Below are 12,863 nucleotides of genomic sequence, written 5' to 3'. Positions count from 1 at the left end.
TTAAAAAGCAATTCTTTATTAAGTTTATGCCGATAGATCAGATCGGTGCAAAACACAAAAAAAGATATTGTTAGCAAAGATACGCTAAAAGCTTTTAGCCTGGGAGACCACGAGGCCTTCCAGGCTATTTTTGAACTTATGGAGCCCAGGCTTTACAGTTTTGTACTGTCGTATACCAAATCGTCCTATATTGCCGAAGAGATCGTCCAGGAGGTTTTTATCAGGATATGGGAGCGCCGTGAGGGGATACGTTTGTCAGGTTCCTTTTCTTCACTGCTTTATACTACTGCAAAAAACCTGACCCTAAATTATCTGAGGAATGCTTCGCAAAGGGCTGTGATCAGGGAAGAGCTTTGGAAAAATCTTACGGAATTCAGCGGAGATGCGGAAGCGGAGCTCATCTTTTCGGAATACCACGAAATCCTGGAAGAGATCGTAGATCACCTCCCTTCGAAAAAGAGATCCATTTACAGGATGTCGAGGGAAGAAGGGAAAAGCAATGCCGAAATTGCCGATATCCTGGAGATCTCTCCGAAAACCGTGAAAAACAACCTGTGGCAGATTGTCGAAACCATCAGGATGCAATTGCAGCCACACCTGGAAAACACGATCAAAATACTCCTTGTATTTTCCTTAAGCCGTTTCTTCTGGTAGAAGACTCCCCGTGGCCACTCAGCCGCCCCGGTTCCGTCTCTTTCGAAAATTAAAACGACGCCCTGTCTGAATTCGCGTTGAATTGCTGGAAGCATGAAGCACGGAGCATGAAGTTCGAAGTTGTGGGACGCCCTTGAGGTGACTGAGTGGTCCCGACGAAGTCGGGATTGTATCGAAACCCCCGGTTCAAATACGAATAATTATAAAAAACAACTCATAATATATTCGTGTATCCGTGGCAAACTCGATTTTAAGTATTGTGTAAATACATGTATTTCATTGTCTTAAAAGTTTGTTTCCTCAAAAAACATAAAAAATCCGTTTTTGACCGGGACTTTTTCCGGGATTGCGTGTGTAGTATACAAGGGGGCAGATATAACCGGGCAGTGACCCGAAAAAAATGTTGCTGATGGAAAGAGAAAAGGACATTAAAAGGCTTTTTCAGAAGTTTAAGGATAATTCCATTACCAGGGATGAGTACCAGGTGCTGATGGACTGGATAGGCACCTCCGGTGCCGACAGTAAATTGCGGAAATGGATGGATGAACACTGGGAGGAGCTAAAAAAAAACGGGATATCCCCTGAACGGGAATCTGAACCTTCCCAACGATTTTCACGGTTGGTGACCCGTAAAGAAATAAGGCGGGCTTCACAGCGTAACAGGCGGTGGGGCGCGATGTATCGCCATATGGCGGTGGCAGCCGTGATCGTGGTACTTTTGGGAGTGGCCTCGCTCTGGTATTTTGATGTACTGAAGGAGGCGGAAACCCCTCCCGTTTTGATCACGCAAAGTATAGCGCCGGGAAAAAAGGCAACTATTGTCCTGCCCGACGGTACCCAGGTGAGGCTGAATTCCAACAGTGAGATCACGTTTCCCGAACGCTTTGAAGGAGCCACCAGGGAAGTATCGCTCCGGGGAGAGGCCTTTTTTGAGGTTACCAAAGATAAAACGCACCCTTTTATCATAAAAACAGGGGCATTGGAGACCCGGGTACTGGGAACTTCATTCAATATCATGGCGTATGAAGGGCGGGAAGGGGTCGAAGTATCCGTGGCTACGGGAAAAGTAAGTGTAAAGCGCCGGCTGCCCGAAACACTGGACGGGCAGCGGCAACAGGAGGTCCTGCTGTATCCCAGTGAGCAGGTGGTGTACCACCCCGGTTCGGAAGAATTTGTCAAAAGCAGCATCCCTGCAGACAGCATAGCCTTGTGGAAAGACGGAATCCTTTCGTTTAACAGGGTTTCGCTGGAAGATGCGGCAGTGATACTCGAACACTGGTATGGCAAAAAGGTGATCCTGAAAAACCCGGCACTGAAACACTGTATCATACGGGGAAAACACAAGAATGAAAGCCTGGCCAACGTATTGCACAGCATGCAGTACGCCCTCGGTATCCGGTATGAAATAAGGGAAGATGAAGTGATCATAGACGGTAAAGGATGTCAATGACTATCATAAAATCTATTGATAATATCTAAATCCAGAAGCACATGACAAAAACATAGACTACAAAAAAGGCCTTCCTACCACTGTTGACGCAATTGATAGAAGGCCGTAACCAAACAAAACCGAAGTTCCATTTAATCTTCACAAAATTATGAAATATAATCTTGTCAAGGCATGTATTGTTATGAGTTTACGTTTTGCCTTATTCGGCATCTGGTTCTTTTCCGGATTTGCCTTTGCTTCCCGGGCCTCATCACAGAGTGTGAGAGAGGTCTTTATCGACCTTAACATCAGGGACGCCCCGGTAGCACACATCCTTAAATCGATCGAGGGAAAGACTAATTTCGTCTTTTTTTACGAAGAAGCCGACGTAGAAGGTGTCGGGGAGAGGATAACGTTCAACGAGCGGCATATCAGTGTGGCCGATATTCTGCGTGAGGTTTCTAAAAAGGCCCATCTTGCCTTTTTACAAAAAGAAAAGACCATAGTGGTCAGAAAGATGCTGCCTCCTGCCGATAACCGGGAAAAAGAAGCTGAAGAACAATTAAAAACGGTTGCTGGAACAATAACCGATAGTAAGGGAGCTCCCCTGCCCGGGGTGAATGTTATTGTCAAGGGGAAACCGCGGGGTACCACTACAGATTTTGACGGGAACTACAGTATAGAAGTAGCAGAGGAAGATACGCTTACGTTCTCCTATATCGGGTTTATAAAGCAGGAAATTGAAGTTGCCGGCAAATCCAATATCAGTATCTCCCTTGAGGAGGATGCACAGGAGTTGGAAGAAGTGGTCGTCGTAGGTTTTGGGGAGCAGAAAAAAATATCGCTTACCGGTGCGGTTTCTACGGTAAATGTAGATGACATGAAATCGAACCCCACATCGAGTTTGTCCAATGCCCTTGCCGGAAATGTGCCGGGTATCATGGGCATGATGCAATCAGGCCAGCCGGGAAAGAATATTTCCGAATTCTGGATTCGCGGAATATCCACTTTCGGTGGCGGGACCAATCCCCTGGTTCTGGTAGATAACATTGAGCGCGACCTGAATGAGCTGAATATTGAAGACATTCAATCTATTACGGTCTTAAAAGATGCAGCCGAAACAGCCATGTATGGTTCAAAAGGGGCCAACGGAGTGATACTGATTACCACCAAAAGGGGAAGTGCCGGTAAAATAAAAATTAATTTCAAGGATGAGTTCATTTACAATACCCGGACCATGACGCCTGATTTTGTGGACGGGGTAACCTATGCCAGTCTGTTAAACGAATCGCGTATTACCCGCAACGAGGCCCCGATTTATCAGCCTGAAGAACTGGAGATCCTGCGTTTGGGCCTGGACCCTGATTTATATCCGAATGTCGATTGGAAAAACCTGTTGCTGAGAGATGGTGCCATGACGTACCGGGCCAATTTGAATATGAGTGGTGGGGGGCCAACCTCCCGGTATTTTGTTTCGGGCAGCTATATCAACGAAGGGGGGATGTATGAAATCGACGAATCGCTGAAGGAGGATTATAATACCAATGCCAACTACAAACGCTGGAATTACCGCCTCAATGCCGATTTTGATATTACCAAAACAACCATAGCAAAAGTCGGTGTTGCAGGTTCTTTAAGTAAGAGAAACAGCCCGGGCCTGGGCGATGCCGACTTTTGGGGTTCACTGTTCGGCTATTCCCCCATCCGTACCCCGGTTCTTTATTCAAACGGTTATGTGCCCTCGGTAGGAACGGGTAACCAGACAAATCCCTGGGTGATGGCCACCCAAACGGGGTTTAATGAGAATTGGGTGAATAAGGTACAGACCAATATTACCATCGAACAGGATTTCAGCTTTATTACGGAGGGCTTGCATCTCAGGGGAATAGTCGGCTATGATATCCAGAATACCAACGATATACAACGCCGTAAATGGCCGGAGCAATGGCGGGCTGCCCGTGCGCGTGATGCAGACGGAAATCTGGTGTTTACGCATATCTCTAACCCGAGTGAAATGCATCAGTCCAGTAGCTCGACGGGCAACAGGCTTGAATTTTACGACCTGATGGTCAATTATAACCGCAGCTTCGGCGATCATAATGTCGGCAGTGCCGTGCGATTTACCCGTGATGCATTTGTGCAGACCGTCGAACTTGGTGAAGATATTAAAAATGGTATTTCCAGAAGAAATCAGGCCCTGGCCGGACGGCTGATCTATAACTGGAAATACCGCTATTTTGTCAATTTCAATTTCGGCTATACCGGTTCGGAGAATTTCGCCCCCGGGCAACAGTATGGCTTTTTTCCCGCTATCTCATTTGCCTGGAACCTGGCTGAGGAGCGGCTTTTAAAAGATCATGTAAGCTGGCTGAAATTGTTTAAGATCCGGTATTCATACGGAAAAGCGGGTAATGACAGGTTAATGGACAATGAACGCTTTCCCTATTTATATACGATTTCGGAGATTACTAATGACGATGGAGATCCTGCCGGTGGCTATCAGTGGGCAGACTATGGCTCTAACAGGTACTTCGGGGGAATGATATATTCACAGGTAGCCTCGTCTTACGTAACCTGGGAGGTTGCTACAAAACAAAACCTGGGTTTCGATATAGAAACCAGGAATATTACGGCAAATATAGATTTCTTCAAAGAGAAACGTACGGGGATCTACATGCCAAGAGAGTTTTTGCCAGCTATGGTCGGACTGGAAAGTACACCGAGAGCTAATGTGGGAATTGTAAAATCGCACGGTTTTGACGGACGTTTTCAATATCACCAGCAGATCGGGGAAGTAAGCCTGACCGCGAGAAGTAATATCACCTATAGTAAAAACGAGATTGTAGAAATGGATGAGGAGAACAATGTCTATGGTTATCAGAATCAGGAAGGCTTTCGTGTAGACCAGTCAAGAGGTTTGATCGCTTTAGGCCTGTTTGAGGATTACGACGATATCAGGAACAGCCCCACCCAGACGTTTGGAACTTACCAACCCGGGGATATTAAATATAAGGACGTCAACGGTGACGGGGTCATAGACGACGGAGACCGCGTGGCGATCGGGGCAACCAGACGCCCGAACCTGATCTACGGATTGGGGGCTTCCGTCAATTGGCGGGGATTCAGTCTCGGTGTACATTTTCAGGGAGCCGGTAAATCTACTTTTTCCACCTATGGTAAAACGGTACACGCCTTTAGCGAGGGAGAGTGGGGACAGGTCATGAAAGGCGTTATGGGAGATAACCGCTGGATTTCCGCGGATATTTCGGGAGATCCTTCCACAGAAGATCCCAATGCGTCCTATCCGCGCTTAAGCTATGGTGAAAACCCGAATAACTTCAGGGAATCGACTTTCTGGCTCCGCGATGGCCGGTACCTCCGTCTTAAGACACTGGATGTTGGCTATAACCTGCCCAAAAGCATAGTTAAGCGGATAAGAGCTGAAAATATCCGGGTCTATGTGGTCGGAACTAATTTGGTAACCTGGTCGAAATTTAAGCTTTGGGACCCGGAACTGGCCACGCCCCGGGGCGAGGATTACCCTCCTGCCAAATCCATTACTCTGGGAATTAGTCTTAATCTGTAAAATGAAAAGGGATGAATAAGAAAATACTATATACCGTTCTATTGCTCGTGTGTGGCACAGGGCTGTTTTCTTCTTGTACTAAAGATTACCTCGACTCCAGCCAGTATTTTAAAGACCGGCTCACGGAAGAAAAGGTGTTTCAGAGCAAGGTGTATTCGGAAGAATGGCTTGCCAACGTATTTGAGGAACTCAGGGGGATCAATGCCGACGTAGCAAGCAAGGGGGTTACGCCCCATAATTTTGCCGATGATATGTATTACGGTGACAGGGACAGCGATTACGACCCGTCGAAAAACGAACTTTCCTACAACATGTTCAGGATGGGAGAATATACCGAAGGTGATAAACAGGGTACCTGGACACAGTGCTACCGCGGTATCCGGAATGCCTCCACCTTTATTCACAATATCTACATGAACACGGAGATGTCTGAGACTGAGATCGACGATTACAGGGGGCAGGCGCGGTTTGCAAGGGCTTACCTGTACTGGTTGCTGTTGCGTAAATACGGTCCTGTTCCCCTGTTGCCCGATGAGGGACTGGATTATACCGAAAGTTATGACGATCTGGCGGTTCCGCGCAGCACCTACGAAGATTGCGCTGAATTTATCAGCAGTGAAATGTTGCTCGCTGCCCGGGAAATGGAGGCATTGGGTATGGTACGCGGACAGGATGGCTCTGCCCGGCCATCGGTTGGGGCCGCATTGGCCACCCGCGCAAAAGCATTGATCTATGCAGCCAGCCCGTTGGCAAACGGGAATACATCGGCTTTTGCGGGATTACTGACCGATGACCAGGGAACACCTCTGCTTTCTGCCACGTACCAGGAAGAGAAATGGGCAAAGGCCGCTGCTGCTGCAAGGGACGTGATCGAACTTGGTATATATCACTTGTACACGGTGCCATTTCAGGAAACAGGAGATGATGCCACGGTAATCCCTCCCGACGACCATAATTTTTCAGAAAAAACATGGCCGGCAGGTTGGGCCAATATCGATCCGGCCAAATCGTATGCCCGGGTGTTCGACGGTACCTTACCACCTTCGGGAAATCCGGAACTGATTTTTACCAGAGGCAATAACCAGGACGGGGAAAGTATCAGGGCTATGGTAGCTCATCAGTTGCCCAGATCCGCTACAGGCTGGAATACCCACGGAGTAACACAAAAACTGGTGGATGCTTACTATATGAATAATGGTGCGGATGTACCCGGTAAAGATAAGGAAATAGGCCGCGGGGATGGCTCCGAACGCGTAAGTGGTTACGTTACTGAGGAAGATTATACAGCCGGTAGGTACAGACCGCTGAGGCCTGGTGTCTCGTTGCAGTATGCCAATCGCGAACCCCGGTTTTATGCCTCTGTGGCTTTTAATGGCAGTTTCTGGTCGTTGTTGAATGAATCTCAGGAACGCAACCGCAACCAGCAGGTGTTTTATTACCGTGATAATACCAAGGGAAACGGCTTTAATTCATCCAATGCCTATTGGCTGCGAACAGGCTTCGGGGTAAAGAAATATGTTCATCCCAGTGATACCTATGAGGGTGGGAATATCGATAATATCGTATATAAACCCGAACCTGCCATCCGCTATGCAGATATATTGCTGCTGTATGCGGAAGCACTGAACGAACTGGACGGGTCGCATAGCATTCCGTCGTGGAATGGCGGAAATTACAATATCTCGAGGGATATTGCCGAGATGCAAAGAGGAATCCATCCCGTACGTATCCGGGCCGGCGTACCCGACTATCCCGCCGGCGTGTATAATAGCAAGGAAGAGATGAGACAGAGGTTAAAGCGCGAACGGTTTATTGAACTTGTGGCAGAAGGGCAGCGCTATTACGACTTGCGCCGGTGGATGGATGCCCCCGTAGAAGAGTCATTGCCCATATATGGTTGTAATGTTCTTATGAACGAGAATGAGCGCGATCTTTTTCATCAGCCTGTAGCCGTATGGGCACTGGAAACCACCTTTGCGGACAAGATGTGGTTCTGGCCGATCAGTCACAGTGAGCTCAAACGGAACAACCGCCTGACCCAGAACCCGGGATGGCAATATAACGATTGATAAAACACAGCATCATGAATAAATCATTTATACTGTTCCCCATACTCACGCTGCTTTTAATTTGCAGCTCATGTAATGATGAGTGGACCGAAGAGCAATTCGAAAATTATATATCGTTCAAGGCTCCCGTAACGAGCGAAGGGGTCAGCAATATCTATATCCGCTACAAGGGAGACGAGAAAACGATATTCCAGCAACCTTTGATCGTCAGCGGGTCCACGACAAATGCCCGGGACAGAACGGTACATGTCGCCGTAGATCCCGATACACTGGAAGTGCTGAATTACGAGCATTTCCAGAACCGCGAAGACTTTTATTACAGGGAGCTGGATAGCGAATATTATACTATTCCTTCCACGGTAGAGATCAAGGCCGGTGAAAACACTTCATTAATGGCCATTGATTTTACATTAAAGGATATCGATATGGTAGACAAGTGGGTGCTCCCCCTGACCATTGAAGATGACCCGTCTTATGATTACGTGGCAAATCCGCGGAAACACTACCGGAAAGCACTCTTGCGCATTCACCCTTTCAACGACTATTCGGGCACCTATAGCGGTACTGCGCTTAAAACGGTCATGGAAGGTTATGAAGACGAGACGCCTATTGTAAAAGCGGATATCCGGGCCTATGTAGTCGATGAAAATACCGTCTTCTTTTATGCAGGAAATATAGATGAAGACCGTCAGGACCGCCGGAACTATAAGGTTTACGCCACTTTTTCCGATATGGGGGCAGTCTCATTCCACGCAGATAACCCTGATATGAAGTTTCAGGTAAACAGGGATGCAAGTTATACGATCACGGAGCAGATGGACGAAGTCCGCCCTTATCTTCTGCACCGGTATTTAACCATTAACAATATCGATTATCAGTTTTCTGATTACACCATGGTGCCCGGTGTGGATATCAATTATAAGGTCTCGGGTTCGCTGATCCTCGAACGCCAGTTGAATACCCAGATCCCGGATGAGGACCAGGCTATAGAATGGTGATCATGTAGCGTAAGGATATGGTTGAAAATGGAAGCAGACTCAGTAAGTATGGTGAATTTAAAATCTAAAAGCGATGCATTTAAATAACAATAAAAGAAGACTTTGTGCCCTTTGCCTGACATTGGTCCTGGTAAGTGCGGGGTTTTACGGTTGTCAAAGTGATGACCAGGAAGCGGAGGTGACCTATCCTCCGTTTGACCCTTCGAAATCCGTTGTGATATCCGGCTTTAATCCCGAATCCGGCGGTGCGGGACAACGCCTTGTGATCTACGGAGAGAATTTTGGAAATGACCCTGACATCGTATCGGTTTTTATCGGGGGGAAAAAGGCAAAGGTGATCAACGTAAATGGCGAGTCGATTTACTGTCTGGTACCCAGGCAGGCATTTGATGGTGATGTGGAAGTACATGTAGGACAAGACGAAAGGCAGGTGATCGCCTATTCGGATGTGAATTTTGGCTATGAACGCAAGATGGTGGTGTCTACCCTGATCGGGTATAAAAATGATAGAGGAGATGAACCCTGGAAGGATGGGAAATTCAACGCTGACAACCAGAATGAAATGGCGAGTGGATTTTGGGAACCTTCCTTTATGAAATTTGATCCGCTCAACCCAAAACATCTATGGGTGACATTCGATTTTAACAATGGTCTTTACCTCATCAATTTCGAAGATAGTACCGTAACCAAAAAACGCTCGGATTTTGACCGGCCCCGGAGTATTGATTTTACCAATGACGGGCAATACATGATCATTGCAGAAGACCGCGGTGGTGAAAACGACCGGGCAACTTACCGGTTATCACGCGATCAGGACTGGCAGGACAGGGAGGTCCTGACGAGATACAGGCAGTGTAATGGCGCATCGGTGCACCCGGTGAATGGAGAGTTGTATTTCAACAGTTATGAAAAGGGTCAGTTTTTCCGTTTCGACCTGAACAAATATTTCGATGAAGGGCTGGGAGACAAGGATTATGAAACCCTGTTTGTAGTTCACGATCCGGAATGGGAATATAAGGTCTTTATACATCCATCCGGAAACTATGCCTATATTTTGGTGATTAACCGGCACTATATCCTTCGTGTCGATTACAATTGGGAAAAAGAACGCTTTAACCAGCCCTATCTGGTATGTGGTCAACTTGGAACCGACGGATACCAGGATGGAGTCGGTTCTGCTGTTCGCCTGAGGAATCCCTATCAGGGTGTATTCGTGAAGAATGACAACTATGTAGAAGCAGGTAAACCGGACGAATATGACTTTTATTTTACCGACCAGTATAATCATGCTATCCGAAAACTGACCCCCGAAGGCAGTGTGACCACATTTGCAGGAAGGGGAAGTTCAAGTATCAACCCCGACCCTTATGGCTATGTAAACGGTGACCTGAGGGAAGAAGCCCGGTTCGACAGGCCGTCCGGGATCGCTTATAACGAGGAAGAAGGTGCTTTTTACATCGGAGACCAGATGAACCACCGGATACGTAAAATAGCCCTTGAGGAAATGGATGAAAATGATCCCGAAGAAGGAGTGGGAGACGGGGAATTGACGGATGATTAGTGAGTGAAATGAGGGTACGATGGTCTGCTAAAAAAACGGATGAGGTATTTTGGTACCTGGCCGGTGATGTCTATTTTTGAGCTAAAACGTTTTAATGAATCATTATACTAAACCATAACCAATCTGATGAGAAAGAGATCGAGCTCACTGTTTTTTATTTTTATGGGAATAATTTCTGCCTGGGCCTTCCAGAAACCGGGGGGAGATCTTGCAGATTATGTAAATACATTACAGGGTACCAATTCCCGTTTCGAACTTACCCGGGGAAACACCTATCCTACCACGGCATTGCCTTTCGGGATGAATACATGGACCCCACAGACGGGAGTGAATGGCGACGGGTGGAAATACCAGTACTTTAAGGATTCCATACGCGGGTTCCAGCAGGCACACCAATGCAGCTCGTGGTCTAATGATTACGCGGTGTTCTCGCTGATGCCGGTAACGGGAAAACTGAAGCTCAACGACCGGGAGCGCGCTTCGGGCTTCGATCACGACCGTGAAACGGCGAAACCCTATTATTACCAGGTACTGCTGCACAACGGGGTAGAGGTGGAGATGTCGCCCGCGGAAAGAGGGGCGCATCTTCGTTTCAGTTTTCCGGGGGATGAGGCGGCCTGGATGGTCCTTGACGGGTATACCGGTACTTCGGAAGTACGGATAGATCCGGAAAAAAGAAGGATTACGGGATATGTGCGCAACGGCAGGGGAATGCACCGTATCGAAGGGTTCAAAAACTATTTTGTAATCCAGTTCGACAAACCTTTTCAGGCACAGGGAACCTGGGAAAACCGTAAAAACACACAATGGGAGAACCGGCTTTCCGGTGAGGGAGAAGGTATGGGGGCCTATATCGGTTTCAGGCCGGGACAGAAAGTGCAGCTTAGGGTGGCATCGTCCTATATCAGTCCGGAGCAGGCCCTCAGGAACCTTGAACAGGAACTCGGCGGGGACCGCAAACTGGAAACTACAAAGAAGAGAGCCAAAAAGATATGGAACGACCACCTCGGAAAGATCGTGGTGGAAGGGGGTACCGAAGCACAGTTCAGGACCTTCTATTCGTGTTTTTTCAGGGCCAGTCTTTTTTCCAGGAAGTTTTACGAGATCGACGGGCAGGGGAACCCGTACTATTACAGTCCGTACGACGGTAAGGTGCACCAGGGGTATATGTATACCGATACGGGGTTCTGGGATACCTTCAGGGGGCAGTTCCCGCTGAATATCATCCTTTACCCGGAAATGCACGGGCGCTATGTCTCGGCGCTTCTCGATGCTTACGACCAGTGCGGATGGCTCCCTTCATGGTCTTTTCCCAGCGAGGCGGGAAGTATGATCGGGAACCACGCCATTTCCCTTCTGGCCGATGCCTGGGCCAAAGGGGTCAGGACCTTTGATCCGGCAAAGGCGCTGGAGGCCTATTTTCACGAAGCCACTAACAAGGGCCCCTGGGGTCCTGCAAACGGAAGAGAGGGATGGAAGGAATATTTTACCCTCGGGTATGTACCTTATCCCGATGTGAGGGAGGCTACGGCAAAAACCGTGGAATATGCCTATGACGATTTTTGCGGGTACCAGCTGGCAAAAATGTCGGGGAATGAATTTTACCGGGATATTTTTTCAAAACAGATGTTCAATTATCAAAATGTCTTCGATCCTTCGGCGGGTTTTATGCGGGGAAGGCACAAAGACGGCAGCTGGGTACGGAATTTCGATCCGTATGAATGGGGAGGCCCTTTTACCGAGGGTAATGCCTGGCATTACCTGTGGTCGGTATTTCACGACCCGGAAGGGCTGATAGACCTGCTCGGCGGGGAAGAGAATTTCAATAAAAAACTGGATTCGGTCTTTGAAGTATCCAACAAGGTGAATGTGGGGACCTATGGAGGAAAAATTCATGAAATGACCGAAATGCAGATGGCGGATATGGGACAGTATGCCCACGGGAACCAGCCCATACAGCACGCCATATACCTGTATAATTATTCGGGACAGCCCTGGAAGGCCCAGAGGAGGTTGCGGAATATTATGGAGAAGCTGTACAGCTATACCGAAGACGGCTATCCCGGTGATGAAGACCAGGGGCAGACCTCGTCCTGGTATGTTTTAAGTGCCCTCGGAATGTACAGTGTATGTCCGGGTACCGATGAATACGTTATCGGTAGCCCGGTATTTAAAAAAGCGACCGTAACCCTGGAAAACGGGAAAAAATTTGTGGTCAGCGCCCCGGAGAACAGCAAGGACAATGTGTTTATACAACGGGCGTCGCTGAACGGGGCTCCCTATACGAAGAACTATATCCGGTATAAGGATATTGCCGGGGGAGGAATACTGGAGTTTGAAATGAAAGATACACCCGAAAAGGAACGGGGTACGGGCGCAGGAGACAGGCCCTTTTCTCTTTCGCATTCCGGAGAGGAATGGTAAGCGGACCAGGTTCCGGTTGGCTGAGGTTCCTTTGGGAAGGGAGGGTTCTCCGGTGTTTCCGTTGTGCTGCCAATCCTGCAACTTGTGACCTGCAATCTGTGTATAAGTAATTTATAAATCAATCTATAATAAAACACCCAAA

7 protein-coding genes are annotated in these 12,863 nt (G+C 47.9%); all 7 read left to right on the top strand.

All coding sequences use genetic code 11. From position 1 onward, the window contains the following. The first annotated feature begins 45 nt into the window (after window positions 1-45). Window positions 46-654 (top strand): RNA polymerase sigma factor, encoded by a 609-nt coding sequence (locus DN748_RS03390; RefSeq protein ID WP_112370347.1) that lies wholly within the window; start codon window positions 46-48, stop codon window positions 652-654. Between the two features lie 409 nt (window positions 655-1,063). Continuing rightward, window positions 1,064-2,104 (top strand): FecR family protein, encoded by a 1,041-nt coding sequence (locus DN748_RS03385; RefSeq protein ID WP_161554459.1) that lies wholly within the window; start codon window positions 1,064-1,066, stop codon window positions 2,102-2,104. Window positions 2,105-2,252: 148 nt separating this feature from the next. Next, window positions 2,253-5,669: a SusC/RagA family TonB-linked outer membrane protein gene (locus DN748_RS03380; protein ID WP_236636772.1), complete on the top strand. Its 3,417-nt coding sequence runs from the start codon at window positions 2,253-2,255 to the stop codon at window positions 5,667-5,669. An 11-nt stretch (window positions 5,670-5,680) separates the two neighbouring features. Then, entirely contained in the window at window positions 5,681-7,738 is a 2,058-nt protein-coding gene (locus DN748_RS03375) for a RagB/SusD family nutrient uptake outer membrane protein (protein ID WP_112370345.1), read from the top strand. Between the two features lie 14 nt (window positions 7,739-7,752). Beyond that, on the top strand, window positions 7,753-8,736 hold the full coding sequence (locus tag DN748_RS03370; protein WP_112370344.1) for a DUF4973 domain-containing protein: 984 nt from the start codon (window positions 7,753-7,755) through the stop codon (window positions 8,734-8,736). A 73-nt stretch (window positions 8,737-8,809) separates the two neighbouring features. Further along, window positions 8,810-10,297 carry an IPT/TIG domain-containing protein gene (locus tag DN748_RS03365; RefSeq protein ID WP_112370343.1) on the top strand — a complete coding sequence of 496 codons (1,488 nt, stop codon included), beginning with the start codon at window positions 8,810-8,812 and terminating at the stop codon, window positions 10,295-10,297. Between the two features lie 126 nt (window positions 10,298-10,423). After that, a complete protein-coding gene (locus DN748_RS03360) occupies window positions 10,424-12,721 on the top strand; it encodes a GH92 family glycosyl hydrolase (protein WP_112370342.1) in 2,298 nt (765 codons plus the stop codon). Window positions 12,722-12,863: the final 142 nt, after the last annotated feature.

Origin of the sequence: Sinomicrobium soli (genome assembly GCF_003285545.1) — a bacterium.
Lineage (GTDB): Bacteria > Bacteroidota > Bacteroidia > Flavobacteriales > Flavobacteriaceae > Sinomicrobium.
This window is presented reverse-complemented; position numbering and strand designations above follow the sequence as displayed.